This is a genomic window from Roseibium sp. SCP15, from assembly GCF_040329435.1.
GTDB lineage: Bacteria > Pseudomonadota > Alphaproteobacteria > Rhizobiales > Stappiaceae > Roseibium.
Map to the genome: position 1 here is coordinate 1,323,714 of NZ_JBDZYI010000001.1, position 25,448 is coordinate 1,349,161.

Here is a 25,448-nt window from a genome sequence, read left to right on the forward strand (position 1 = left end):
TGTCATCAAATTGCGTTGGCGTCACAGACAGGTTCAAACGGGATGGCCGACAGATCTCCCTGGAAAATCTCCCGGTCCTTGGCGCCTTGAATTTCAGCGCCGAGGTTCTTTGCCCGTTCCCACATATCAACCGCCTTGTCATGATCCCCGCTCAGAAGCAGGGCACGAGCCATGAGCTCGTAGGCATAGGCATGATCGAAGTCCTGCAGCTCCGAGGAATGGCGTTCGGTCAGGTCGAAGGTTCGCTCTGCGTGCCGCAAGGCAGCTTCCGCGACCCCAAGCACGACATAGACCCGGCCAATCAACCATTCGCCCCTTTGCTGCTGTACGGGACCGCCCGCCTGCAACCAATGCCATAAGCTGGCATGAGCGACGTGAACCATTTCATCGCGTTCCTCAGCTGTCCGGTCCTTCTTCTCCAGAAGAGACCAGATCCGCTGGTTCAGCGAAATCGCCAGGGCTTTATGATCCACGTCGGTCTGCGTCATTTATTCGGCAGCCTGTTTTGCTGTTGACTGGCAAAGCGCCCAGACCTTTTCCGGTGCGGCTGGCATCGTCAGATCATTGCTGCCGATCGCATCCGTAATGGCGTTGATCACGGCCGGTGGTGATCCGATCGCTCCTGCTTCACCACACCCCTTCATTCCTAAAGGATTGCCCGGGCACAGTGTTTCATGGGTTGAGAGCGAGAAGGAAGGAACATCATCCGCGCGCGGCATGGTGTAGTCCATATAGGACGCAGTCAGAAGCTGACCGTTCTCGTCATATGCGGCATTTTCAAGAAGCGCCTGGCCAATGCCCTGCACCAAACCGCCATGAACCTGACCTTCCACGATCATCGGATTGATGACCTTGCCGAAGTCGTCAGCGGCAACGAAGTTGACGATGTCGGTCTTGCCGGTCTCTGGATCGACTTCAACTTCACATATGTAAGTTCCAGCAGGGAACGTGAAATTGGTCGGATCGTAGAACGCGCCTTCTTTCAGGCCTGGTTCCATGCCTTCCGGGAGGTTGTGTCCTGTGTAGGCAGCAAGAGCGACTTCGGTGAAGGTTAGTTTCTTGTCAGTCCCGGCGACCTTCAGTTCACCGCCTTCGATCTGGATGTCTCCTTCCGAAGCTTCCATTAGGTGAGCAGCGATTTTCTTCGCCTTTGCCTCAACCTTGTCGAGGGCCTTGACGATCGCCGACATGCCAACTGCACCGGAACGCGACCCGTAAGTCCCCATTCCGAATTGGACCTTGTCCGTATCGCCATGAACGATCGAAACGGCATCAGTGTCCAGCCCGAAACGCTCACTCACCAATTGTGCGAAGGTTGTTTCGTGTCCCTGACCATGACTGTGCGATCCGGTCAAAACCTCAACGGTTCCGATGGGATTCACGCGGACTTCAGCAGATTCCCAGAGCCCGACGCCTGCACCCAGCGAACCAACGGCCGCGGACGGGGCAATGCCGCAGGCCTCGATGTAGCAGGAGAGCCCCATTCCACGAAGCTTGCCGCGTGTAGCAGCTTCTGCCTTTCGTGCTGCAAATCCGTCATAGTCCGCAGCTTTCAAAGCCGCATCCAGTGTCGTGTCATAGTCGCCCGCGTCGTAGCACATGATGACAGGCGTCTGGTGCGGGAAACTTCTGATGAAGTTCTTTCGGCGGAAGTCAGCCGGCGACAAACCAACTTCACGGGCAGCCGTTTCAACTATCCTTTCAAGCAGATAAGTTGCTTCCGGACGCCCTGCCCCGCGGTATGCATCCACCGGAGTGGTGTTGGTGTAGACAGCTTTCACATTGGCATGGATTGCCGGAATGTCATACTGGCCCGAAAGCAGAGTGGCGTAAAGATATGTCGGAACCGAGGAAGAGAACAACGACATATAGGCGCCAAGATTGGCGATGGTCTTCACTCTCAAGCCGATGATCTTGTTATCCGCATCAAGCGCAAGTTCTGCTTCGGAGGCGTGATCTCGTCCATGCGCATCCGTCAGGAAGGCTTCGGTCCGGTCGGAGACCCATTTCACCGGTCGGCCAACGCGTTTTGACGCCCAAAGACAAGCGATCTCTTCCGGATAAATGAAGATCTTTGATCCGAAGCCGCCACCGACATCCGGTGCGATCACTCGCAGTTTGTGTTCTGGAGCTACATTGTAGAACGCAGACAGGACAAGCCGGGCCACATGCGGGTTCTGAGAGGTTGTGTAGAGCGTATGATGCTCTTCAGCTTCGTTGTAGCTCGCAAGTGCCGCGCGCGGTTCCATCGGATTTGGAACAAGCCTGTTGTTCCTGATTTCCATTTTGGTGACGTGCGCCGCTTTTTCGAAGGCAGCGTTGACAGCAGCTTCATCTCCGATTTCCCAGTCGTAAATCAGGTTGCCTGCCGCTTCCGGGTGAATTTGGTGCGCTGACTCATGAATTGCAGCAACCGGATCGACCACCGCAGGAAGCTCTTCATAATCAACGACAACAGCATCGGCCGCATCCCGTGCCTGCGCCTGCGTATCGGCAACCACCACGGCCACGGCCTGGCCGACATGCCGGACGATTTCCGGCTCCAGGGCTCGCCATCCCCCCATATTCATCGGCGAACCGTCCTTGGAATGGATCATCCATCCGCAAATCAGGTTTCCGATACCGTCTCCAACAAGCTGTTCGCCAGTGAGAACGGCATCAACGCCTGGCATCGAAAGCGCCGCACTTACGTCAATATTGACCACCTTGGCGTGTGCATGCGGTGAGCGCACAAATGCCGCAAATCCCATACGCGGCATTACCATGTCGTCGGTGTATTGGCCTTGGCCGGTGATGAACCTCTTGTCCTCTTTGCGCAATGCGCGGGCACCAATCCCCTCAACTGCCATCATCTCTCTCCCAAAAACAGTTCGATCCGGTTCCGCCATTGCCGGAGAAATTCCAGTTGCCGGCATTGCCGGCAGTTTCCTGCACTTCGCGTTTCCTTCCAGGATCAGGCGGACAACCCAATCTGCCTTTTCCTCCCGGCAAACGATTGAGTTAATTGATCCTGGGCCTTCGCGTCAGCTCAAACGCGCATTCTGCAGGTGGTCCGGCAAGTTACTCTGCAGCCTGGGCCATGCCGGCCATTTGATCAGAAGCAGCTTTGATGGACTTGACGATGTTGTGGTAGCCGGTGCAGCGGCAGATGTTGCCTTCCAGCTCATGGCGAATGGTGGCTTCATCCAGGTTCCCAGCACCATAGCGGTTGATCATGTCGATCGCGCTCATGATCATTCCCGGGGTGCAAAAACCGCATTGAAGTCCGTGGTTCTCCTTGAACGCGGCCTGCACCGGGTGCAGATCTCCATTGGAAGCAAGACCTTCCACGGTCACCACTTCGGCGCCGTCTGCCTGTGCTGCCAGCATGGTGCAGGACTTCACGGACTTGCCATTTACATGAACGACACAGGCTCCGCATTGCGACGTATCGCAACCCACGTGAGTTCCGGTGAGCCCGCGCGCCTCACGGATATACGATACGAGCAGCGTCCGATCTTCGACATCCGCCGAAACCATCTTGCCGTTCAATACCATCGATACTTTCGACATTAATTTCTCTCCCTCGTGAAATTCTTTGAGCGAATGCTCGAAAACAGACCGGCTTTTCACCGTGTTTTTGTCGTAGATCCTGGCGAGCAATTATTCGTCAGGATCAGATCTTTTCAAATTCGGTGCAGTCAGGTCAACTTGCAATGGCAAGGACGACTATCAACGCCGCCAGAAGGATCAGTCCCCACACCATCGGTCCGCCAAAAGCGTTCCGCCCGGCTGCCGCCTCCAAGTTTTCCTCCGCCTTGTGCAGTGTTTCTTCAACCGCGTGTTCTGCCTCTTCAATGGCATGCATGACCTCGCCGGGTGCTTCTTCGATTGCGATACGCTTGGCTTCCTCGGCGACACCGGGGTCGAGCTCATCAGCTACCGGTTCGGCAGCAGCCGGTTGCGCAGCGTCCCCACCGACCATTTCCGTGAACTTGGTGAAAAAGTCTTCAGCCATTTTCTTGGCAGTGGAATCAATCAACCGGCTGCCAAGTTGCGCAAGTTTTCCGCCCACTTGGGCCTTGGCCTCATAGGTCAGGACGGTTTCATTGCCCTCTTCGGTCAACTTCACATCCGCAGAGCCCTTGGCAAATCCGGCGACACCGCCCTTGCCTTCACCCGAAATGGTGTAGCTCTCTGGCGGGTTGATGTTTTCCAGAGTGACAGAACCTTTGAACTTCGCCTTTACCGGTCCGATCTTGGAGGTCACCGCAGCCGTCATTTCCGTGTCGGAGGTTTTGTCCAGGCTCTCACACCCGGGAATACAGGCTTGCAGGATTTCCGGATTGTTCAGCGCTTCCCAGACTGTTTCCCTCTTGGCCGGAATCCGGTGGGAGCCGTTCATGTCCATTTGTTTTCTCCCCAAGTCATCCTATGCCACAAACTGGCAAATTATCAGATGACGCTCTCCGCTAATGCGCGCGCGTACAAATCACGTTCTCGCTATGAGAGCGTGCTTCGTTCAAAATTTCAATCGCTTAAATTGCTTTGACGCCAGAATAGAGCTTTGCACCGCCGCCTGTTGTGTCAACTGCCGCGTGATTGCCAAAGACGCATAATACGCACTGGGGCCTTGGTTGGAGTGTAGGTGTCACCCGTTGGCTTTGTGAACGAAAGCCGGGATCTCTGTGCTGCTGAGCGGTTTGGCGTAGTGGTAACCCTGGAGGTAATCACACCGAAGTTCCTGCATGATGTTTTTCTGGGTTTCGGTTTCCACACCTTCGGCCGTAATGCTGAGATCAAGAGCCTGCGCCACGGCAATGATTGATTTCACAACCGCTAGAGCGTCGCTATCCTGATCCATGTTCATGATGAAACTGCGGTCAATCTTGATCCCGTCGACCGGAAGTTTTCGCAGATAGCTGAACGAGGAATAGCCGGTGCCAAAATCGTCGATCACAACCTTGGCGCCCTTGCTGCGAAGCCAGCTAAGCAATGAAACAGTCACCTGATCATTGCTGATGAACAGACCTTCCGTAACTTCGAAAACCAGGCGGTTCAGTGGCAGGTTGGCGGCGGTCACAGCCTCCTCGATATCTTTGTAAATTCGATTGGATTGAACTTGCCTCGGAGACAGATTGACATTCAAACGTGCGCTCTCCGACAGCCCCTGCATCTGAACAAATTCGGAAAAAGCGGACTTGAACATCCAGGCGCCAATTTCGGATATCAATCCACTGGCTTCAGCTGCCTCGATCATGCGTGCGGTATTCAGATAGCTGCCGCCCGGGGTCTTGAACCTCATCAGCGCTTCAAAGGAGGCAATGCTCTCGTCCCTGGCCTTCATGATCGGCTGGTAATGAACCGAAAACTCAGTCTGATTGGAGGAACCGGTCAAAAGAGAGGCAAGCCGAAGCCGCTCAAAGGCTGCTTCCTGCATCAAGGGGTGGAACACGGCGTGGTTCGTCAAACCTTTCTGCCGAACGTCATTCAAGGCGATTGAAGCAAACCGGATCGTCTCTTCAGCCCCCTGGTTTTCGTTGTCCCTCGTTGCAAACCCGAGCCGCAACCTCAGGGAAATCTGATTGTCGTCAATCGCAATCGCGTCCTGAAATGCATCCTCGACCCGCGCTACAACATCCTGAACCTTATTGTCTTCTCCACCTTTCAAAAGAATGAGGAACTCATCTTTTTCCTTTCTGGCTATGGTCAGCGCATCCGGGAAAGTCTGCGATAAACGGTGTCCCGTCCTACGCAATACCGCACTGGCTTTTTCATCACCAATACCATCAACGATCACACCGAAGCGTTGGATCTCGGAGTGAACAACTAGCAGCGAAGTATGTTGAGAAGAGTTCCGTTGAAAGGACTCGATGAAGCCGGAAAAGGTCGACAACCCAGTGACCCGGTCGACATAAGCCAGATTACGTATGTGCTCCAGCAATCCCGTTTTTTCATATCCCAGAGCGACGTTGGAAACGAAAAGCTTCACGACTTCCGGACCGACAAGCTCCTCCAGAGCAGCTTCCGTTATGCCGAGATACAAGGCACCTGCCATGCCGTTTCGCGTAACAAGCGGCAAGGCAACGCCTTGAGATGTCGAACAGGTTTCGTGGCTCTCGATACATTCATTGATCGAATTGCGGATGGCGTCATCACCCACAAGTTCAACCGGTAGATCAATCTTGTCCTCAAAATCGCCCGAGGCAGCCAGCACCCTTATTTTGGACCTGTCGATTTTTCCGTATTCCGGCAAGGCCTCGAGACCACACAGCAGGCAATCGACCGGCTGACCGACAAGATCGTCAAAGTGCTTGAGAACGGCGGCAGCAAACTCGCTCAGTGCGTTCTTTTCAACGATCGCAGCAAAATGTGCATTCAGTTGCTGCAGTTTCTGGCGGTTGGTTTCGAGCGACATGACCAGCTTGTAGCCGCGCAAGGCGGTGACAATTGCCGTGATCAGTTTGGTACGCGACAACTCGGCTTTTTCGGTATAGCCGTCGATATCGAACTTCATGATCACGTCGGTCTGAGGCGCATAGCCCGGTTGCCCGGTCCTCAGGATCAAGCGGGTGAAATGATTGCCCAGTTCGGACCTGATCCACCTGACAAGTCCAAGCCCCGCGGTGTCGCTTTCCATGACCACATCCACCAGGGCAACGGCAATATCGTCATTGTCGCTCAGGATTTGCCGCGCTTCCTCCGCAGATAGAGCATGAACGAGTTCAAACGCACGATCTTCGAACACACACCCGGCAACAGCGATTTTGGTAACTTCGTGAACGTCGGGATCATCATCGACGATGAGAATTTTCCAAGGAGCTTTCGTGCTCTTCTTCACCTCGGTATGAGAGGGTGCAAGAAAGTCCATTACCATCTCAATGCGCCTTCTTTCTGGTCGCAGCTTCAGGCTTCGACGGTGTCTCCACCGGAACTTCGATCGTAAACTCCGTTCCGGAACCAACCTTGGAGGTAACGGAGATCGATCCATTCAAGGCCTCTGTGACCAACTGGTAGCAAATTGCCATCCCGAGCCCCGATCCACCTTTTCCAAATTTCGTTGTGAAGAAAGGCTCGAAGACCTTCTTCAGATTTTTCTCCGGAATTCCAACACCATAGTCTCTGCAACTGAAGACAATCTTTGATTTCGGCGTTCCGGTGCTGTTCTGGTCTTCCGATTCCACAACTCGTGACGACAGCTTTATTTTGCCTTCACTTCGTCCCTCGTATCCATGCTTCATTGCATTTTCCACGAAATTCGAGACCAGCTGGCTTAACGCTCCCGGATAACTGTCCACAACCTCATCAGCATTCAGGTCCAACTCCACATCGAACGAGGTCTTTTTCAAGGTCGGCTGAAGGGTCGCAAGGGTTTCCCGAATGATATGGTCGAAATTGAACGAGCGCTTCTTTTCGCTCTGACGGTCAACCGCCACCTGCCGGAAGTTACCCACCAGATCACGCGCTCTCCCGAGCGTCTTTTCAATGATGTTCGCAGTATCCGTGATGCGTTGAACTTCATTCTCGAGAGCCTCCTTGCTAAGGCTTTGCTGCTCGAGTTCGGTCTGCAGGTATCCAGTAGAATCCTTGATCGTCGTTGCCGCCATCAGGGCGTTTCCAAGCGGGGTGTTCAATTCATGAGACACGCCGGCGACAAGTGCGCCAAGCGCAGCCAGGTTGTCTGCCTGGATGAGCTCCTCCTGTACAAGCTTCAGTTGCTCGGTGCGGTGTGCGACGAGATCTTCAAGATTCGTCTGGTACTCTTGGATTTTTTGAAGGTCCAGATGCCGACGCTGGACCATTGATTGAAGGCTGGCTGACAAGATACCGATCTCATCCACTCGTCCGGGCATAAGCTCAGCCTTTGGTGGATCTTCGATAAGTCTTGGAGTGGACAGATAATTTACAATCGCCGACAGAGGTCGGCCGATCAGCCGTTTGAAAACAGCTCTGATTACGACGGCCAACAACATCAGATAAACGATAATTGCCGTAACGATGAAGCCGACAGTCGAGGCGATTTCATACGAAATCGTATTTCTATCGATCAAGATATAAACCTGACCGATCGCGTCCTTATGCAGGATGGTGCTTGGAGAGTTCAGCGTATAGCTGAGCGCTTCTGCCTGGCGTGTTCCAGTTACCGGCTCACCAAAATTTCCGGTATCGGGCGTTTCCACCCAAACCCTTTCGACAACCTCCAGGCTTTCAAGTCCCCGGATAAGTTGCAGGGTCGCATCCGCGTTTACGGTCCAAATTGCTCTTTCAAATGGGCGTTTGGTCGCCTGAAAGAATGCCTCTGTTACGCGGATTGCGCGGGCATGCGATGCATCCCAGGTAATCTTCGTTAGAATTCCGATGAAGATCAGGCCGAGCAGAGCAAACAGACCGAGCGTATAGAGAATGAAAGTTCGTGACAGGCTGGCCCGGCCCATCTCTTTGGGAGTGTATGGCAACGACGCACTGCCGCTTAGACTCAAGACGCCCACCTCTACCTGCGGGAAAGTTCCCGTTTCCGGTATTCATGTAAATCAGCAGAATCTTCGCCAGCTCACCTTAAGGCAAATATCTGCGATCAACCACAACCTATGTCTTGAATGGTCGATTCAAGAACGCTTCAACGTCCTTGGCGCGCATGGTTTGCAGCGCATGGTTTTCGGCCGAATCCCGCCCCAAGGATCAAGAGCGGATTGTGCGCGGGTTTTCTAAATTTTCCATAAAAATCAATTGTAAATTGAACCGGTCGGGATTCTGCCTCTATCAAGGGTCGACGAAATACCTGAAGAGCACTTCAATGATACTGACGAGCGGCTTTGCTTCATGCAAATATCTCTGGTGATAAGTCATTCCAGTCCGCTCTGCCGAGCCTTAAAAAGGCACTTAACCGGCACAAACATTCGCTACTCGAAGAATTGCTCAGGCGCCAACCACTGACAGATAGGGTTTTTTGCCATTGCTGCTGCTAGAGGTGGAACCGAGTTCCATTGGCTGATGCGTGACTTGAGACGCCTGCACAGGACGGCGTGTGTCGGTCGACTTTTGCTTGGGCGTTGCCCCGTCTTTGAGCATGTAACCGATGTACCGGGTCGATTCGATGGCATCGAATCCCAGGCGGTTCCGCAATTTCTTCCGCAATTTTGAAATGTGGCTTTCAACAACACACTCATCGACGCCGTCGTTCATAACGCCATAAACCGCGTTGAATATCTGTGTCTTCGTGACACGACGCCCTTTGTTTTTCACGAGATACTCGAGGATCCTGCGTTCTCGGCGCGGCAGTTCCATGACGTCGCCGCCGATCATCGGATCCCGGCCATCGAAAAACACTTCAATTTCTCCGGTTCCCACCGAAGTATTTTTTGCCGAAATGCGCCGTCTGAACGCTCCTACCCGTGCAATGATCTCGCGCACATGAACCGGCTTTTTCAGGACATCGTCTACTCCGGCTGAAAACAGCCCAAGCGTTCCGTCAAGACTGGCACTGTCTTCCAAGGCCACGATTTGCGCCTCCGGGCAGCGATTTCGAATTGGTGCGACAAAGCCGACACGTTCCTCACACTCCCCCAGCAAAATCGCATCAACCGAGCCAAGATCCTGCGAGCAGGTAATCTCAAGCCAGTCTTTGAGTTCCGACGGATGAAGTTCCAGTGAAGCGTACCCTTCACGTTCAAATGCCGAGGCATAGCCAGCGGTCACTATTTCCCTTGTATCTACGATGATGAACATATTAGCCCCTTGGATTTATCAACAATCAATCCGTAGAATTGCAGGAGCATTAGGTCAATATTTCTTCCCTGACTTGAAATCTATTTTGAGATTTAAAGTATCGATAATTCATATATCCACACTTCAATCTAAATAAAAAAACAGAGTTATTGAGAATAAACTGAGGGAAAAATTTATTAAAATTTCGAAATCCGCCGATTTCTGCTAAATTCCCGATGTTTGAACCGAGGTATATACGAAAAACATCGCTTGAAAAAGCGATATTTGTACATTTTTACTAAGAAATATTTGAATGGTTTACGAAGAGCCCGCGAGCGCTTGTGCCAATTCAGCAAAAGGATCAGCTGGTTGAACCTGATCGGCGCGCTGGCGCATGGCCTCGTAGATCCTGGGAACCAACCTGCAGGCTTTCTCAAGCTGCTCATCCCCCGAAGTCTGAAAGCCTCCCATCATTCTGAGATCTTTCGTATCTTCAAACTGAGAAATCAGCCCCTTGATCCTGTGGATCAGTTCCTGTTGCTCGGAAGTCCAGGCCCGATTGGCAAGTCTTGATGTAGATCGCAGGACATTAACAGGAGGATAGTGCCCTGCTTCCGCAATCTGGCGGTCCAGAACCACATGACCATCCAGTAGCCCCCGGATTGTGTCGGAGACCGGATCATTGTGATCGTCGCCATCGACCAGAACAGAAAATATTCCCGTAATCGAGCCTTCGCCAGAACATCCCGGCCCCGCTCGTTCGATCAGCCTGGCAAGGTCTGCAAAGACACTCGGTGGATAGCCGCGAGCCACAGGAGGCTCGCCTGCAGCAAGCGCAACGTCCCGGGCCGCATGAGCAAAGCGGGTGGCAGAATCCAGTATCAGCAACACGCTGTGTCCCTGGGCACGAAAATACTCGGCGACGCTCATGGCTGTTTTGGGAGCAAGACGCCGCTGCATGGCACTTTCGTCACCGGTTGAAGCAACGACCACCGAGTTCGATAAGGTGTCACCAAGAATATCATCGATGAACTCACGAACTTCGCGTCCGCGTTCTCCAACCAACCCCACAACAACCGTGTCGAAATCTCCAAAGCCCGCGAGCATGCCCAACAATGTGGATTTGCCGACGCCAGACCCTGCAAAGACCCCAACTCTTTGTCCAACACATAAGGGCGTAAACAGATCAATGACCTTCACCCCGGTTCTGACGCCTTGGGAAATCTTCTCTCGGTTCATTGCAGGAGGCGGCGCTCGATCGAGCAGAAAGGCTTCAACGCCGTGACTGAGCGTCCCGAGTTCATCAATCGGCTCCCCTAGAGCATTGATGATCCTGCCGCGCCAACTCATGTCGGGATGAATTGCCAGACCGCCTGTAACCGAAGCAATGCTTCCTATTCCAATGTCGGTGACGCGCTCAAGCGGTTTGATAACAACATCTCTCTGGTCCAGGCGGATTATTTCGCCTTGCCGGATCCCCGCTTTGCCTTCGAATTCGACCAGATCCCCGAGGCAGACCACGCGAGACAATCCAGAAACCCTGATGGCCTCGGCCGAAACCTGAGTCACGCGCCCACTGAGTTTAACCGGACCGGTTTCCGTTTCCAGGGCGGTCAACGCCGCCGAGATTTGATCAAGTGCGTTCAGATGCGGTGCGTTCGGCATGGCGTTCCTGCAAAGCCTTCAAGACATCAAGTGGAAGGTGATTTGATTTGTGGCCGGCGAGACGGTTGAGATCTTCATCGTCCGGGACCGCCTTCACAGAAGCTTCTCTCTGGTCGGTTTCATTGACATACGAAATGGACGAGGATTTTTGCAGGACATCATCTGAAGCATTGTTTGGTCCGGAGCGTTGCCCTTCCCTGACCTGGGCGCCCGCTCCCTTCAGTATCTCGTGAAGAATCAAGGGAGTACCACTGGTACCAACCGCTGCTACCGTTTCGCCCAGCACTGTTGGGGTTCCGGCCGACTTTTCAGGTGCGCCTTCGTCAAGAGTTTCAAACCCTTGGGTTCCCGGTTTGGGCTCCGGGACTGGTATCTTTTCAGCGCCACTTGAGCTTGGAGGCACATCAGATGCTGCCAACACCGTTTCTGAGTGAGGCTTGTCACCGGTAGATCCGTAGTAATGATCGCCGAGCGCATTGTAGGCCATCATTGCCCCGAGCCCGATCGGCCCGCCGAGCGCAAATCCGTAAATTGCGTTGCCTGATTTCCGAACCTGATCCGAAATCTGGTCGTTCGTGATCGAGCGATATATTTCAGCAACACCCGGGATATGCTGGAGTGGATTGATCAGATCTATGAAATCACCAAACTTAAAGCCCGAGTGCTCCCGTGAGGACGAAGCAACGTCTTTACTCTCTGCTGGAGGAGCTCCGGAAATAACCTGATGAGAATTTGACGAAATCGACGCACCGGTCGCCTCAATCGGGGTCATGAGGTTGCACCGAGTTCACGAATAGCCTTTTCCTGGCTCTCATTGCTTGTGTCGATCATTTTTGTTGCGCTTTCGAATGCGCGCGAAATCATGATCATTTTTGTCATTTCACGAACCGGATTGATATTCGCCCCTTCAACATAACCTTGGCGAACACCGTTCTTGTCGAACACCTGGACCGGAACTGCCGGCAAATCGGAAACAACTGCTGAATTTTCTTTTCTCGTCAGCTTGGCTTCGCTCGGGATCAGAAACAGGCCAATTTGTCCAACGACGCCGTTTTCTCCCTGGATGATCTCCCCTGATTGCGAGATCAAAGGAGAGCCGGCTTCAGGATCCAGTGCGATTGGTTGTCCACCTGTGCCCAGGATTTGCTGCCCGGTTAATGTCTGAAGAGCGCCGTCCTCGGTGATCTTCAGTCTGCCGTCTCTGGTGTAGGACAAATTTCCATTTGCATCTCGAATGGCAAACCAGGCCTCTCCCTCGATTGCAAGATCAAGGGGATTATCGGTCTTGTTGAGGCTGCCGCCCTGTCGCGAAATATACATCTCACCTCCGGTCGCAAAACTAACCTGGTCCTGCCCAGCCTTTGAAATCAATTCAGCAAACTTTACCTCGTCGGCCCTGTAACCGGCGGTGTTCATATTCGCGACATTGCGAGCGACGGTTTCAAGCCGATTGGAAAGTGCCACCTGGGCAGACAGCGCGACATAAAGAGCGGATTGCATTGCTTAAAAGCCTCCAAGGCGGAAATTCTGGATACTGGAAAGAAGCCCTTCCCCCATTTGAACAATGCCGTTGCCATTGCCAAAGACGGCAAGCGTCGGAGACGATCCTGCTTGCGGACCCTGGGATAGATCGTAAAGCGCTGAAAACCTGTTCAGGAACTTTGACAGGTACTCGGCATCACCGAACTTATCGAACTCAAGATGCTCTTCCAGATAGGCAGCCTGCTTGTCGATGTCCGACAAGGCAAACTCCTGCGGCAATCCAAGCGCCGTATAGACTGCTTCCGCGAGCGCTCTGTCCGCCAGAACGTCATAGGCGTTTGTGATATCCGGCGCTCTTCTCTCGAAATAGAGCGCCAGTCGCACACCCTGGTTCTGTTCGCCTTCACGCACTTCCAACGTCTGACGGTGAAACTTCTGGACGATCTCTTCTTGAGTTCTCGAAAACGAAGTTGTTGTTGAGCCGTATCTCTCGAAGTTGAAAACTTCGGCGAAATTTCTGTATTTGGTATCGGCAAGCTGATTGGCAAACGCACTGTTTTCGGAAACACCTTCCTCCAGAACTTTGCGCATGAATGCCTTGGCGTAGATCATGTCGTCCAGACCCATCGCCGTCATTGCGTAATTGTAGATCCGGTCGTCAGCCAGAAAGTCGTCGATCGACTTAATGTTGCGGATATTGTCTCTGTAATACTCTGTCTGTCGCTCAATCATAGGATCGGCTTCGACAGTTTTCAGAGACCTTTCCATGTTGGTCCTGACGATTTGTACCTGGGTCAATGTATTGATCATGTCCTGAACCCCATGCGGGTGAATCCGTTTCAGGAACCTTCAGGCTTAAAGCTTACGTCAGGCTGACGCACCTTGTTGCAACCTACAGACCCACATTCGGGTCAGCTTCAGACAAGTCTCGCGCTCTAGCGTTTTCCCGATCGCAGTTGAATTCATCACCAGTCGGGAGCTGTTAGGTGACCATTATTATTGGCCTGATAATCGCGGGCGCATCTCTCATCGGCGGCTTCGCCGCACTCGGAGGCAAGGTCTCCGTACTTTGGCAACCCTGGGAACTTCTCATCATTCTCGGCGTTGCAATCGGCGCATTCGTCGTCGCCAATCCGATGAAAACAATCAAGGGAACCGTCGTTGCCGTCTCCGACGCTCTACGCAATGCCGTGCCGAACAAGCGGGAATACCTGGATGTCCTGGCACTTCTCTACGGTCTGATGCGTGAGCTGCGGGCGAAAGGACGAAACCAGGTTGAACCTCATATCGAAGATCCCAACACATCGCCGATATTTCAGAAGTATCCATCGGTACTTCGGAATGCCAATCTGACGACTTTCATCTGCGACTATTTCCGCCTCATCATCGTCGGCAATGCGCGGGCCCATGAAATCGAAGCTCTGGTGGACGAAGAGCTGCACACGATCCACCGGGACCAGATGAAACCGTTTCATGCGATGAGCAGCGTTGCGGACGCCTTGCCGGCGATTGGCATCATTGCCGCCGTCCTCGGCGTGATCAAGGCAATGGGAGCGATCGACCAGTCCCCTCAACTGCTCGGCAGTCTGATCGGTGCAGCTCTGGTGGGCACCTTTGTCGGAATCTTCTTCTCGTACTCGCTGTTTGGGCCGATCGCCGCAAAGATCAAGAGCGTCCGCGAAACGCGTCTGCGGACGTACATCGTTGTCAAGCAAACGCTGCTGGCCTTCATGAATGGTGCTGATCCTCAAATCGCACTGGAACATGGCCGGAAAACGATCTCCGACTACGACCGGCCGACCATCGATGAAGTCGAGAACGAAACCATGAGTGTGGGTGCCGGCGCCAGTGCCGACAACGTCCAGGACATGCAGGGAGCCGCCTAAGTCATGATCGAAGCAGCAACTGCCAGCTCGAACGCATCAAACTCCGAACGGGCCATGATCGCCGACCGGTTGCTTGATGCGGCAGGGATCTCAGTCGACCGTCTGCCGATGCTTCCGGTGGTGTTCGACCGTATGGCACGCCTGATGGCGGACGCGATGCGACAGAAGTCCCCTTCGCCTTCCTACATCTCGGTCAGTTATGTTGAAAACAACCGGATTGGCGACGTACTCGACGAATTTGAATCGAACGCGCTTGTTGCCGTTCTCTATTCTCCAGAGTGGGACGCCCGCGTACTTGTCGGTTTCGACCGAGATTTCATCTTCACCCTTGTTGACGTGCTATTCGGAGCGGACGGCACCGAACCGCCAATCGATGAAGAGCGTCCGTTCTCCAACATCGAAACGCGCATTGCGCGAACGATGTTCGAACTTGCAGCAAAGTCACTGGCAGAATCCTTCGCCCCCATAGCGGAAACCACCTTGAAGATCGAGCGGATCGAAAGCCGCATGGACTTCGCGGTTGTGGGCCGCCGGAACAACCCAGCCGTTGTTGCCAGGTTGCTGCAGCAGGCCATTGGGCGCGGCGGTGAAGTTTTTGTAGTAATGCCGCACTCGACACTCAACCCTCTCCGGCAACGCCTGTCTCAGGTGCTATCGGGCGAAATGTCGGGCCGCGACAAGCAATGGACCCAGCACTTCCACAATGAGATCCAGCGAACCGAAGTAAAGCTGGAAGCCATTCTGGAAGAACGTGAGATGTCGCTCGGAGATCTCTCGGACCTTCAGGTTGGCCAGGTCATCGAGCTGCAAGCGACAGCCCGCTCCCCTGTCACCCTCGCCTGCAACGAACAGCCCGTATTTACCTGCCAGCTCGGACAGCTCGACGGTTCCTACACGTTACAGATCGACGAACTCATCCACGAAGAAGAAAAGGATCTATTCGATGATCTCCGCAATCGTTGATGGTGTGCTGCTGATTGCTCTTGTTGCCACCACGGTCAGAATGGTCTCCATGCACCGCGAGTTGCGGCGGCTCGGGACCTATCACGAAGATTACCAGCGCATATTCGATCAGACCGCCCTGGCGCTCGACGGTATCGAGGTTTCCATTCAGGAGATCAATGTCAAGGGAGCCCAGATCCTCAATGCACTCGGCAGCCGCATGGACGATGCCCGGGACCTGATCGCCGAAATCGATGGTCTGACGAGGGAGGCCAAGCGACAACAGTCTGTGCTTCGAGCCGAACTGAAGGAGTTGTCGAAAGCAACTGCGCTTCTTGAGAGTTCAAAACGCTTCACGCCCACCCGCGACGACTTCGAGATCTTTGCGGAAGATGCACAGGCTGACAGTCCCAAACCGGCACTGGTCCGGTCAAAAACAAAGACTGACGCGACGGTCGTCCACCACGGCCAACAAGCAGAACCAACTCCTACTCGCATCCACCGCATCGAAGATTCACTTGCAAGCCCGTTTCGTACGGTCTCCATGAACCAGAAGGATAGCATGTAATGTCGGACACAATTATCGATCACGTTGCATCTGAAACCGGGCCAAAGGCCAAGCCAGCAGATGCAACCAATTTTGCCAAGGTCGAGGCACCGGACAAGGACCAGTCCACCGGAACAATGGGCGATGACAAGAACCTCGACACCATCCTCGGAATTCCGGTCAATATTCAGGTCGTGCTCGGCTCAGCCACGATGCTGGTTTCCAACCTTCTCAAACTGGGTCGCGGTGCCGTCATTCCGCTGAACCACAGGGTCGGAGAACCCATCGATATTGTCGTCAACGGACGGGTTATTGCCCGCGGCGAAGTCGTTGTCGTTGAAGACGACAATTCACGGTTCGGCGTCTCGCTCACTGAGATCATCAATTCGCAGCCAGGTGCTGTTGAAGCCTGACTTCAACAACGCCCCAATCCATCGATACTCCGGCATTCTTAGGACCGCGCGACTATGACGAGTTCAGCCGCTGCAACAGTTGCACCCGCAGCCAATTTGCCTCAACCACCGGCGCCCCCGGCCCGCCGTTTGAACGGTGTTCAAAGGGTGGCTGCGCTTCTGCTCTCATTGGGAAAGACCAGCTCCCAGCGTCTGTTGCAACACTTCGATCAGGAAGAAATTCGGCTGATCACCGTTTCAGCCGCGCAGTTGGGCACAGTGGCGTCGGAAGAGCTTGATGTTCTGGCCGAAGAGTTCATACATCAGTTTTCGACTGGAACGACGCTCTATGGCTCTGCCAACGAAGTTGAAAAGATGCTGGAGGGCGTCCTGCCGGACGACCAGCTGGCAGATATCATGTCGGATGTCCTGGGCAACTCGAACCGATCCATCTGGGACCGCCTGACCACGGTCTCCGAAACGGTCTTTGCCAATTATCTTCTCAAGGAACACCCGCAAACAGCAGCGCTGATCCTCACAAAGATCAAACCGAGTGCAGCGGCAAAAGTTCTGGGGCAGATCAATGCCAAGACCCGCAATCAACTGGTCAGACGAATGCTGTCGATCAAGGCGGTCGTTCCGGAAATCATGCGGGACGTTGAAAAAACCATGCATGAAGATTTCATGCTGAACCTTTCCGGCACGTTGGAAGCGGACTCTCATGCGCGTATGGCGGACATCCTCAACAAGATGGACCGTGAACACATGGAAGACGCACTTGAGAACCTGAACGAGGTCAAGCCGAAGACGGCGGAGCTACTGAAAGGTCTTCTGTTTACCTTTGACGACATCATCAATCTCAACGCTCGCACCCGGATGGCAATTTTCGATCAGATCCCGACTGACCGGATCGTTCTTGCTCTGAAGGGGACAAATGCACAGTTCCGCGAAGTCATCCTGTCTTCACTGACCTCTCGCGCACGGCGCATTGCCGAACATGAGCTGGCGGCAGGAGAACCCGCGGCTCAAAGAGATGTGCTTGATGCGCGAAGCGCAATCACCAACCTTGCGTTGGAAATGGCGGGGCGCGGCGAAATCGAACTCAATCCTAAGCAGGATGAAGGAGCATTTTTTGCCTGACCGCTGTCGCTTTGATCCAGTCGTTTCCTAAGCCACATCCCGGGTGAGCCGATGGCAGAAGAAACAGACAAGGATTCAAAAACTGAAGAACCCACCGAAAAGAAAATTCGGGATGCGATCGAGAAAGGCAATACACCGGTTTCGCGAGAAGCACCGGTACTTGCAACCTTCATCGCATCACTTCTCATAGGTGGTTTTGTTTTAACTTCAGGAGCACGTCAGCTGGTCGGAACGCTGACTCATCTTCTGGACATTTCGGGTGGAGTGGATCTTGGAACAAACGCTGACGCCTTGCTCCTTTCACATGCAGTATCACTTGAAATCGCAAGGTTCCTGGCGCCAGTGGCCGCTATCCTTGCGGTCGCAGGACTGGCATCCGCATTTCTTCAGAACTCGCCCAGAATTGTCCCTCATCGGATTAAGCCGGACTTCTCAAAACTGTCTCTCGGAAAGGGCTGGAACCGGTTATTCGGTGCGCAGGGACTGGTCGAATTTCTCAAGGCGGTTTTCAAGTTCAGTACGGTCAGTGCCATTGTCTATGGCCAGTTCCGGGCGAACGAGGCGGAATTAATCAACGCCATGTTTACAGATCCGAGCGCACTTCCCGAAGCCATTCTTCAGATCTCCATGCGACTGATTGCCGGCGTCTGCATCGTGACGATCCTGCTGGTCACCGTTGACGTGCTTTGGTCGAGGTCACACTGGCGCAGAAATTTGCGAATGAGCAAGCAGGAAATCAAGGACGAACACAAGCAGATGGAAGGCGATCCGATCGTCAAGGCGCGTCAGAAATCGCTGGCACGTGACCGGGCCCGCAACCGCATGATCTCCGCTGTGCCACAGGCAACCCTGGTTGTGGCAAACCCGACGCATTTTGCCGTTGCGCTGCGCTATGACGGTGACAACAGTCCCGCCCCGGTTGTGGTGGCTAAGGGTCAGGATCTCATCGCGCTTAAAATCAGGGAAATAGCTGAAAACAACGGAGTTCCGGTCATCGAAGACCGGCAACTGGCCCGTTCTCTTTACGCGGCAACCGAGTTGGAGCGAATGATACCACCAGAATTTTACAGGGCGGTTGCAGAAATCATTTGCTACGTGTACTCACGCCAAGCCAAAACTACTGCATAATTTAATGCATTGGAGGTCCGAGGAGTGCACGATTTGCCTGAAGAGCGTGGGAACAGACCGTCCTCGATAAACAACGACCGACAGCGCCAGCATGCAATTGCTTCCGCTTTGGCTGATTTTATTGAAGATTTGAAACTCGTGGATGTGGTCGATTTCGTCGCCTATATTCGCACTGACCAACACGGTAACATCGAAGAGCTGATCAAGACGTCGGCCGAGCTTTACTTCAAGGAAGGCAGCCTGAGATATTCAATGGCAGCCAGCGCGGAACTGGAGTGGGACACAACACCAAAAGTGTCCCTGGATCTGGAGTTCTTCAACAAGGGAGTCTGGATCTATTTCACTCTCGTTCTTGCCTGGCCGGACAACGCGGTAAACGTTTCCTATGTCGAGGTCCCGGACGCTGGAGGCAACAGGGAAAAGGAAACGGAATTGTTGCTCGCAGCCCTGAAGGACGCACGTCTGAAATAGGTTGTGGCAAGATGCCCTTGCGAACTCTGGGGATGTAGTCCTTCCGCTTGCTTACCGCTGCCGGAGACAAAACAACGTCACAGGCACGCGCAATCACGGTATGGCGGAATCCCGGATCACACTTCTCCAGTTTCCGCCCTCGGTCTTGCATAACTCGCGTCGAGTCTTGACTTCAGATAGTCTGCCCCGGAAATCGGAGCATACTTTGCTGGACTGTCTTCATCCATACAACCTGGCAGACAGGAAACAATTGCATCAGGATTGGGATCCAGGAAAAAAGCAATTGAATACCGCTCACGCCCGCTGGAATTGATCACGCGATGGGGGGTTGAAACGTAAATGTCGTTCGACCACCGCATCAGGCAATCGCCGATGTTGCACACGAACGTCCCGTCGATATTTGGCGCCTTCAGCCAGACACCATCTCTACGACGGACTTCCAGTCCCCCGACTGAATCGGGAAGCAGGATCGTGATGTTGCCGTAGTCGGTGTGTTCGCCGGCACCAATCTGCCCGAGCTGGACTGTTTCAGACTGAGGCGGATAGTGCAGCAGGCGGAGAGTTGCCAACGGAGCGTCAAGCTTGTCCTCGAAAAAATCCGGAGCGGCTCCCAAATCAACGGCAATTGCTCTGTGCATCTTGCGCCCGAGATCCCAGACAGCATCGAAATATTCTAGCAGCTCCTCCCGCCAGCCCGGCAATTCAGGCCACTGATTGACTGCACGGAACGGTTCTCCGTTCAGTATCCGCGGATCGTCTGCTGCCAGGTCGAGACCAATGTTAAAGGCTTCCTTCAGGTCTGACGGTTTCGTCGGATCCAGATTTTCTCCTTCCATCGGCACGTAGCCACGATTTGTTTTGAAGAAGTCTTTGGTCAGATCCATCTTGAAATCGTGAGATTGAGAAAAAAAGGTGCGAGCAGCAACAAAGGTCTTCTCGATAAATCCTGCGTCGATGCCGTGGTTCTTCACATAGAAGAACCCGATCTCCCGTGCTGCCCGTCCGATACTCTCTGAAACTGTTTCAAGACCATCAGCGGCGCTCGAGACCAGGGGCTCAAGATCGATTACGGGGATCTCTTTGTCTGTCATGGTCCTGATACCCTGATTGCTTGGACTTTCCTCAATGCACTAAGTCAAAGCCAAGCAAACAACAAATCTGTAGTCAAATGTATTCGAGTTAATGTTACGCGTTTGAATAAATGAATCCAATCTTCAAACAACGTTATGCTCATGAAGTAAAAACGCATAAAAGAAACGCACCATCAAGAACATGCACTCAAGAATACATCAAAAAAATGGCGCTTGCATAGGAGCAAGCGCCAGGGCCTGGGAGGCAGAGGGGCAATTTAGAATTCTGAACGTCAACACTAATGCGTAATCACATCGTCCTTGTTGAAGTAATTGAACTCTTCGACAAGTACATCGTGCACGACCATCTGTCCGATACGCGCATTTGTCCGATCTTTCAGATACTTGGTAAAGGCGTCCAGGTCGTATCGCTCCAGATTGGTAAAATCGAGAGTATCGTCCGAATAGAGCCGCCTGAACGCTTCATCGACCAGGAACGGATGAGGTGGAACAGGAAGACGGCGCAGCACATCGCTATCTGCGGTAAACACCAGTTTTGCAACGACATATCCTTGGAGTGTCCCTTCAAACAGCATGGGGACATTCACGGGTTTGACGGTCTCATAATCCAGGCCGACGAATGTCGGTTCGTTCGCATCCCCGATCCGCTTCTGAGAAGCAATGTATTGAGTGGTTCCATATCCGGAGGCCAGCATCGTCGCGGACATCCAGATGCCGGCTACCAGGATCTTCATCATCGTGACGGCTCCGGAAATGGCGCCTGATACGTGCCGTCGCTGTCAAAGTCGATCATCGTCCTGGACAACATCTCGACCACTTCTGAGACCGCATTCATGTGAAGACTCAAAAGGTCGATGTTTTCCTGTAACACGCCCTTGAATTCCGCCAGATCTTCCTTCAACTGCTCCGGCATCAAGCCTGGAGGAACCATTGTTCTGGCACGGGTCAGATCGAGAAGCGCCCTGCTCTTTCCATATTCAAAAACTTTCAGGTCAGCTGTCGGGTTCGCTCGTAGCGCCCTGGTCTCTTCTCGTATCGCGTCAGTGGCTCGCCGGACGGCCAACGTCAAAGGAGCCGAGATCTGCGGATCAGGCTTGTTGACTACCAACTCAAGGTCGTTTCCCGTTTCCATTATGTTTTCACCTGCTCGTTCAATGTTCCGGAAATCAGATCGGCGATACCGACACCACCACTAGCTGCCAGTTGTCCGGCAACCTGTTCCGCCATCATGGACTTCCAGATTTCGCCGGTGGCCCCTTCTCCGAACACCGCCTCTGCATTGTCAGGCAGCATGGTTTCGACGAACTGGCTGAGGATCATTGCTTCAAATTTTTCAGCGGGAGATTTCTGGAGCTTCTCACCGCTTGCTGCTGTTTCCGCAAAGCTGTCAAAAGCCTGGCCGGCCTGATCTGAAGCCCCCGCGAATGCAAGGCCAAAGCCCTCTCCCGTTGCAGAACTGGCTATCGTCCGCAAACGGCTGGTTGCCTGCTGTAGGCTCGCCGGGTCTGCCGCCTTGGCAACATCCAGGATCAGATCAGAAGGGGGCGCAATCGCCATGTATCGGCTCCTTGGTTGAATGTTGTGTGCAAACAAGGCCCGACAGACGACAGGCAAGGCAAGCAGGGAAGCTTTTGCCAGACCTTGTTTGCAGGACAATTTCTAGCTGCCTCAGCTTGTGGGAGGCTTGCGAGACGGATCGTTTTAGCCGTATCGCCGATCAAGAAGGTCCAGAAGATCGCGTTCCTCTTCTGCCCGCTGTTCCTCGCCCCGCATCTTGGAAAGACGTTCCGCCATCAGCTTCAGCATCATTCTCTGTCGATCATGTTCTGAATTCACTCTGGCACGCGCCTCGCTGAGACGCGCCATTTCTTCGATGATCCGTCTCAGTCTCTCGGCTGCATTCGCGATGAACCGGTCATGCTGCGCCAGATCTCCACTCGACAAAGCCAGCAGGATACGGCGCTCTTTCTCGTTGAGCTGGTAAACCTGAGCGTCGAGCTTTTGCAGAAGCCACGACGAAAACAGAAAAATCTGCTTCTGCATCCGAAACAAACGTTCGATTTCCTGACTGTTGCGTGCCATCGAACTAACCTACCTGAAGCCATGTGAAGTACCCGTCGAGGAAGATCATGATTGCTTCCGCAATGACGAGGTAAAGGAAGTAAAGACCGCCTGCGATTACAAACGGTAACGAGATGAAATAGACCGGGATCTGTGGTGTCAGCTTGTTGACCAGTCCTACGGCCAGGTTGACGACGATCGTGTAGACCACGAACGGACTGCACACCCGCAGAGCTAGAATGAAGGTTTGCCCCATCTGGTTTGCAAACTGCTCCAGACTGCTGACAGCTGCCAGGGGATGTCCTGCCGGAATTGCTTCGTACGAGGCAACGAGACCACGCAGGATCTCCCAGTGCTGGTTTGTGATGAACACCATCGCAGTTGCAGTTACGGTGAAAAGGTTGGCGACCGGAGGCAGCGAGTCCGTGCCGTCTATCGGCATTCCCGGCATGTTGGACATGCCGATCGCCATTGATACAAGCGTTGTCAGTGTTTCCAGCGCAGCAAGGAAGGCGCGCCCGAGGAATCCGATTAAGGCACCGGTTAGAAGCTCGGCACCGATAAACCGGAAAACAGTCGCAAGCTGTTCATCTGGCAGAGACTGTTGGATCTCACCCGCCAACAGAGGAGACAGGGCAAGCGATACTGCCAGCGCTATGAACAATCGGACACGAACCGGAACCCTGTTGCTGCCAAAACCCGGAATAATCATCAGGCAGGCGCCGATCCTGCAGAAAAGCAGGAACACGGCCAGAAGCAATGACGCGCTGAATGTGCTGAAAAACAGCCCACCGGTAATCACGAGACACTTCCAAGGGCAGCCACATCAACGCCTCTGGCGATCTCGAGGTGCGACAGTACCGGCAATGTCGGGAACATGCGTTCCACGATCATCCGAACGTAAGGCCGGGCGTCGGGAGCGGCCACCACGGCAAACCTGCTTCCCTCCTTCATGTGCTTTTTCACTGCCTCTGACATCTGAGTGCCGAAATCCTCAACCAGCTGTGGCTCGATATCGAATTCGATAACTTCGCCTTTCGCATCCCGCTTCAAGGCATTGTGGAAGGCTAGGTCCCAGCGGTTACCGAGGCGCAAGACCTTGAGCGGGCCACCTTCGGCCAAGTCGCCACAGATCTGCTGCGCGATGCGCATTCGCACATGCTCAACCACCTGCTCGGATCGACGAACATGCGGAACGATCTCCGCCACAGCTTCCAGAATAAGATTGAGATTGCGAATGGAAACTCTTTCCGCCAGCAACAGCTTGAGCACCGCCTGCAGCCCCGAGAAAGACGTATGTGCCGGACAGATATCGTCGAGAAGCTTCTGATACTCGTTGTCCAGCCGATTGAACAGGATCCGCATGTCCTTGTAGGACAACAGCTGCGGCAGGTTGTTCCGGATCACTTCGCTGAGATGGGTCAGGATCACGGTGATATTCTCCGCTGGAGACATTCCGCGCCGCTTCAGTTCGTCCTTGTATGCCGGTGCGACCCAGAACGCGGGCATACCGAAGGCAGGCTCCCTGGTTTCATCAGCGGGCACAGGCAGGGCATCGTCGGTCGTGGGAATGACCAGCAACTCCCCGACCTTCAATTGCTGTGCAGCAACGATCGTTCCATGAATCTTGATCTGGTAGCTTTTTGGATCGAGCGTCAGACTATCGGTCACGCGTATATCGGGCACGACAAAACCGAACTGTTCCGCAAACTTCCTCCGCATCTTGGCGACCCGTCGAGAGAGTTCGCCATGCTTAGTCAACAATTCGGCAGAAAGCTGTTTGCCAAGAACCAGCTCGACCTCGGAAGACTTCAGTGTCTCCTTGACTGAATCCTTCTCTTCCAGCCTGGCCTGGTCCTCGGCTTCTTTGCGCTTTTCTTCCTCCGCCTTCTTTTGCGCGGCAAGCCGCCTGGGAATGGTGTAGCCGATAAAACCCATCAATCCTGCAAGCAGCATGAAAGGCAACATCGGCAAGCCCGGCATAAGCGCGAACACCGCCATGAGGATAGCCGCAACGAAGAGGGCTCGCGGGTAGCCGCCAAGCTGCCCGAGAACTGCCTTGTCGGCAGAGCCCCTCGTGCCGCCTTTCGAAACCAACAGGCCTGCGGCAAGCGAAACAATAAGAGCCGGTATCTGGGAAACAAGGCCGTCGCCAACCGATAGCTTGGTGAAGACATCGGCGGCATCTGCAACACTCATGTCGTAGCGTGTTGCACCGATGATGATACCACCGAGAATATTGACGGCGGTGATGATCAGACCCGCGACGGCGTCCCCGCGCACGAACTTCGAGGCACCGTCCATGGCACCGAAGAAGGAACTTTCCTCCTCCAGCTCCTTGCGCCGGCGCTGGGCCTCCTTTTCATCGATCAGACCGGCCGAGAGATCGGCATCAATCGCCATCTGCTTGCCAGGAATGGCATCAAGCGTGAAACGTGCGCCGACCTCGGCAATACGTGTCGCCCCCTTCGTAATCACCATGAAGTTGACGGTTATCAGGATTGCGAAAACGATCAGTCCGATGACGAAATCGCCACTCATCACGAATTGCGAGAAACCGTTGATCACATAACCAGCCGCGTTCAGGCCTTCATAGCCATTGGCCAGGATGACACGCGTCGTCGCGATGTTGAGCGACAACCGCAACATGGTCGCGATCAGCAGAACTGTTGGAAAGGATGAAAAGTCCAAGGGGCGCTGGATCCACAGCGCCACCATCAGGATCAGGACCGAAAGCGCAATCGACATGGCAAGGCCAATATCGATCAAAAAAGTTGGAATCGGCAGGAACAGGACTGCCAGAATGACGACGATACCCAAAGCAAAACCGACATCGCGGCGACTTTCGGGCGTTGCGGTAGCGATGGGTGAAATGGAGGTGTCTGACATACCTTCCCTCAGCGGCGTAATCGAAGGTCTGCAAAATCGCCTTTCAAGCTTGCGCGAAGCTTTTTGGGGC

The 25,448-nt window shown here is 53.8% G+C and carries 25 protein-coding genes; 7 read left to right on the top strand and 18 right to left on the bottom strand.

The genetic code is table 11. The annotated features are described in order from the left end of the window. Window positions 1–5: 5 nt before the first annotated feature. The 11 genes from ABLO27_RS05965 to ABLO27_RS06015 all read right to left on the bottom strand — a co-directional run bounded on the left by ABLO27_RS05965 (window position 6) and on the right by ABLO27_RS06015 (window position 13,641). Window positions 6–488 (bottom strand): hypothetical protein, encoded by a 483-nt coding sequence (locus ABLO27_RS05965; protein ID WP_353031243.1) that lies wholly within the window; start codon window positions 486–488, stop codon window positions 6–8. Then, window positions 489–2,849, bottom strand: coding sequence for a xanthine dehydrogenase family protein molybdopterin-binding subunit (locus tag ABLO27_RS05970; RefSeq protein ID WP_353031724.1), 2,361 nt, complete (start codon window positions 2,847–2,849; stop codon window positions 489–491). It abuts the gene before it with no gap. A 211-nt stretch (window positions 2,850–3,060) separates the two neighbouring features. Beyond that, entirely contained in the window at window positions 3,061–3,552 is a 492-nt protein-coding gene (locus tag ABLO27_RS05975) for a (2Fe-2S)-binding protein (protein WP_353031244.1), read from the bottom strand. A 133-nt stretch (window positions 3,553–3,685) separates the two neighbouring features. Continuing rightward, a complete protein-coding gene (locus ABLO27_RS05980; RefSeq protein ID WP_353031245.1) occupies window positions 3,686–4,390 on the bottom strand; it encodes an SRPBCC family protein in 705 nt (234 codons plus the stop codon). A gap of 240 nt (window positions 4,391–4,630) precedes the next feature. Continuing rightward, the gene (locus ABLO27_RS05985; protein WP_353031246.1) at window positions 4,631–6,850 is read right to left on the bottom strand and encodes a bifunctional diguanylate cyclase/phosphodiesterase; all 2,220 of its coding nucleotides are present in this window, start codon (window positions 6,848–6,850) and stop codon (window positions 4,631–4,633) included. Window positions 6,851–6,857: 7 nt separating this feature from the next. Then, complete coding sequence (locus tag ABLO27_RS05990; RefSeq protein ID WP_353031247.1) at window positions 6,858–8,459, bottom strand: sensor histidine kinase; 1,602 nt, start codon at window positions 8,457–8,459, stop codon at window positions 6,858–6,860. Window positions 8,460–8,895: 436 nt separating this feature from the next. Further along, window positions 8,896–9,705 (bottom strand): response regulator transcription factor, encoded by an 810-nt coding sequence (locus ABLO27_RS05995; protein ID WP_353031248.1) that lies wholly within the window; start codon window positions 9,703–9,705, stop codon window positions 8,896–8,898. A 297-nt stretch (window positions 9,706–10,002) separates the two neighbouring features. Next, window positions 10,003–11,349: a FliI/YscN family ATPase gene (locus tag ABLO27_RS06000; protein WP_353031249.1), complete on the bottom strand. Its 1,347-nt coding sequence runs from the start codon at window positions 11,347–11,349 to the stop codon at window positions 10,003–10,005. Next, window positions 11,318–12,121: a hypothetical protein gene (locus tag ABLO27_RS06005; RefSeq protein WP_353031250.1), complete on the bottom strand. Its 804-nt coding sequence runs from the start codon at window positions 12,119–12,121 to the stop codon at window positions 11,318–11,320. Before ABLO27_RS06005 ends, ABLO27_RS06000 begins: the two co-directional genes overlap by 32 nt. Beyond that, window positions 12,118–12,849: a flagellar basal-body rod protein FlgF gene (gene flgF, locus ABLO27_RS06010; protein WP_353031251.1), complete on the bottom strand. Its 732-nt coding sequence runs from the start codon at window positions 12,847–12,849 to the stop codon at window positions 12,118–12,120. The genes ABLO27_RS06005 and flgF overlap by 4 nt, the downstream gene beginning before the upstream one ends. 3 nt (window positions 12,850–12,852) lie before the next feature. Continuing rightward, on the bottom strand, window positions 12,853–13,641 hold the full coding sequence (locus tag ABLO27_RS06015; RefSeq protein ID WP_353031252.1) for a DUF1217 domain-containing protein: 789 nt from the start codon (window positions 13,639–13,641) through the stop codon (window positions 12,853–12,855). Window positions 13,642–13,817: 176 nt separating this feature from the next. Here ABLO27_RS06015 and motA point away from each other — a divergent pair, with 176 nt between their 5' ends. From motA to ABLO27_RS06050, 7 genes are all read left to right on the top strand, one after another. Further along, the gene (motA, locus tag ABLO27_RS06020) at window positions 13,818–14,717 is read left to right on the top strand and encodes a flagellar motor stator protein MotA (RefSeq protein ID WP_353031253.1); all 900 of its coding nucleotides are present in this window, start codon (window positions 13,818–13,820) and stop codon (window positions 14,715–14,717) included. Between the two features lie 3 nt (window positions 14,718–14,720). Further along, window positions 14,721–15,680 carry a flagellar motor switch protein FliM gene (locus ABLO27_RS06025; RefSeq protein ID WP_353031255.1) on the top strand — a complete coding sequence of 320 codons (960 nt, stop codon included), beginning with the start codon at window positions 14,721–14,723 and terminating at the stop codon, window positions 15,678–15,680. After that, on the top strand, window positions 15,661–16,227 hold the full coding sequence (locus tag ABLO27_RS06030) for a hypothetical protein (RefSeq protein WP_353031256.1): 567 nt from the start codon (window positions 15,661–15,663) through the stop codon (window positions 16,225–16,227). The genes ABLO27_RS06025 and ABLO27_RS06030 overlap by 20 nt, the downstream gene beginning before the upstream one ends. A 116-nt stretch (window positions 16,228–16,343) precedes the next feature. Continuing rightward, window positions 16,344–16,619, top strand: coding sequence for a flagellar motor switch protein FliN (gene fliN, locus ABLO27_RS06035; protein ID WP_353031726.1), 276 nt, complete (start codon window positions 16,344–16,346; stop codon window positions 16,617–16,619). A 54-nt stretch (window positions 16,620–16,673) separates the two neighbouring features. Continuing rightward, window positions 16,674–17,738, top strand: coding sequence for a flagellar motor switch protein FliG (locus ABLO27_RS06040; protein WP_353031257.1), 1,065 nt, complete (start codon window positions 16,674–16,676; stop codon window positions 17,736–17,738). Window positions 17,739–17,789: 51 nt separating this feature from the next. After that, window positions 17,790–18,866: a flagellar biosynthesis protein FlhB gene (gene flhB / locus ABLO27_RS06045; protein WP_353031259.1), complete on the top strand. Its 1,077-nt coding sequence runs from the start codon at window positions 17,790–17,792 to the stop codon at window positions 18,864–18,866. A 24-nt stretch (window positions 18,867–18,890) separates the two neighbouring features. Beyond that, window positions 18,891–19,337: a hypothetical protein gene (locus ABLO27_RS06050; protein WP_353031260.1), complete on the top strand. Its 447-nt coding sequence runs from the start codon at window positions 18,891–18,893 to the stop codon at window positions 19,335–19,337. Between the two features lie 116 nt (window positions 19,338–19,453). On the opposite strand, the gene ABLO27_RS06055 is transcribed toward ABLO27_RS06050, so the two are convergent. The 7 genes from ABLO27_RS06055 to flhA form a co-directional block, all read right to left on the bottom strand. After that, window positions 19,454–20,428 (bottom strand): isopenicillin N synthase family dioxygenase, encoded by a 975-nt coding sequence (locus ABLO27_RS06055; RefSeq protein WP_353031261.1) that lies wholly within the window; start codon window positions 20,426–20,428, stop codon window positions 19,454–19,456. 278 nt (window positions 20,429–20,706) lie between these two features. Beyond that, window positions 20,707–21,165 (bottom strand): hypothetical protein, encoded by a 459-nt coding sequence (locus ABLO27_RS06060; protein ID WP_353031263.1) that lies wholly within the window; start codon window positions 21,163–21,165, stop codon window positions 20,707–20,709. After that, window positions 21,162–21,560 (bottom strand): hypothetical protein, encoded by a 399-nt coding sequence (locus tag ABLO27_RS06065; RefSeq protein WP_353031264.1) that lies wholly within the window; start codon window positions 21,558–21,560, stop codon window positions 21,162–21,164. The genes ABLO27_RS06060 and ABLO27_RS06065 overlap by 4 nt, the downstream gene beginning before the upstream one ends. Then, window positions 21,560–21,985 (bottom strand): rod-binding protein, encoded by a 426-nt coding sequence (locus tag ABLO27_RS06070; protein ID WP_353031265.1) that lies wholly within the window; start codon window positions 21,983–21,985, stop codon window positions 21,560–21,562. The genes ABLO27_RS06065 and ABLO27_RS06070 overlap by 1 nt, the downstream gene beginning before the upstream one ends. 144 nt (window positions 21,986–22,129) lie before the next feature. Then, entirely contained in the window at window positions 22,130–22,510 is a 381-nt protein-coding gene (locus ABLO27_RS06075) for a flagellar biosynthesis protein R (protein ID WP_353031266.1), read from the bottom strand. 4 nt (window positions 22,511–22,514) lie between these two features. Beyond that, window positions 22,515–23,291, bottom strand: a complete 777-nt coding sequence (gene fliR / locus ABLO27_RS06080) for a flagellar biosynthesis protein FliR (protein ID WP_353031267.1) — start codon at window positions 23,289–23,291, stop codon at window positions 22,515–22,517. After that, window positions 23,288–25,378 carry a flagellar biosynthesis protein FlhA gene (gene flhA, locus ABLO27_RS06085; RefSeq protein WP_353031268.1) on the bottom strand — a complete coding sequence of 697 codons (2,091 nt, stop codon included), beginning with the start codon at window positions 25,376–25,378 and terminating at the stop codon, window positions 23,288–23,290. Before flhA ends, fliR begins: the two co-directional genes overlap by 4 nt. Window positions 25,379–25,448: the final 70 nt, after the last annotated feature.

Coding starts and splice junctions, on each gene's coding strand:
- ABLO27_RS06025 (WP_353031255.1), top strand. CDS start 14,721: ATGATCGAAGCAGCAACTGCCAGCTCGAACGCATCAAACTCCGAACGG.
- ABLO27_RS05995 (WP_353031248.1), bottom strand. CDS start 9,705: ATGTTCATCATCGTAGATACAAGGGAAATAGTGACCGCTGGCTATGCC.
- ABLO27_RS06060 (WP_353031263.1), bottom strand. CDS start 21,165: ATGATGAAGATCCTGGTAGCCGGCATCTGGATGTCCGCGACGATGCTG.
- ABLO27_RS05985 (WP_353031246.1), bottom strand. CDS start 6,850: ATGGACTTTCTTGCACCCTCTCATACCGAGGTGAAGAAGAGCACGAAA.
- flhB (WP_353031259.1), top strand. CDS start 17,790: ATGGCAGAAGAAACAGACAAGGATTCAAAAACTGAAGAACCCACCGAA.
- flgF (WP_353031251.1), bottom strand. CDS start 12,849: ATGCAATCCGCTCTTTATGTCGCGCTGTCTGCCCAGGTGGCACTTTCC.
- ABLO27_RS06005 (WP_353031250.1), bottom strand. CDS start 12,121: ATGACCCCGATTGAGGCGACCGGTGCGTCGATTTCGTCAAATTCTCAT.
- flhA (WP_353031268.1), bottom strand. CDS start 25,378: ATGTCAGACACCTCCATTTCACCCATCGCTACCGCAACGCCCGAAAGT.
- ABLO27_RS06030 (WP_353031256.1), top strand. CDS start 15,661: ATGATCTCCGCAATCGTTGATGGTGTGCTGCTGATTGCTCTTGTTGCC.
- ABLO27_RS06000 (WP_353031249.1), bottom strand. CDS start 11,349: ATGCCGAACGCACCGCATCTGAACGCACTTGATCAAATCTCGGCGGCG.
- ABLO27_RS05980 (WP_353031245.1), bottom strand. CDS start 4,390: ATGGACATGAACGGCTCCCACCGGATTCCGGCCAAGAGGGAAACAGTC.
- ABLO27_RS06055 (WP_353031261.1), bottom strand. CDS start 20,428: ATGACAGACAAAGAGATCCCCGTAATCGATCTTGAGCCCCTGGTCTCG.
- ABLO27_RS05970 (WP_353031724.1), bottom strand. CDS start 2,849: ATGGCAGTTGAGGGGATTGGTGCCCGCGCATTGCGCAAAGAGGACAAG.
- ABLO27_RS06040 (WP_353031257.1), top strand. CDS start 16,674: ATGACGAGTTCAGCCGCTGCAACAGTTGCACCCGCAGCCAATTTGCCT.
- ABLO27_RS06015 (WP_353031252.1), bottom strand. CDS start 13,641: ATGATCAATACATTGACCCAGGTACAAATCGTCAGGACCAACATGGAA.
- fliN (WP_353031726.1), top strand. CDS start 16,344: ATGGGCGATGACAAGAACCTCGACACCATCCTCGGAATTCCGGTCAAT.
- ABLO27_RS06065 (WP_353031264.1), bottom strand. CDS start 21,560: ATGGAAACGGGAAACGACCTTGAGTTGGTAGTCAACAAGCCTGATCCG.
- ABLO27_RS05975 (WP_353031244.1), bottom strand. CDS start 3,552: ATGTCGAAAGTATCGATGGTATTGAACGGCAAGATGGTTTCGGCGGAT.
- ABLO27_RS05965 (WP_353031243.1), bottom strand. CDS start 488: ATGACGCAGACCGACGTGGATCATAAAGCCCTGGCGATTTCGCTGAAC.
- ABLO27_RS06070 (WP_353031265.1), bottom strand. CDS start 21,985: ATGGCGATTGCGCCCCCTTCTGATCTGATCCTGGATGTTGCCAAGGCG.
- ABLO27_RS06075 (WP_353031266.1), bottom strand. CDS start 22,510: ATGGCACGCAACAGTCAGGAAATCGAACGTTTGTTTCGGATGCAGAAG.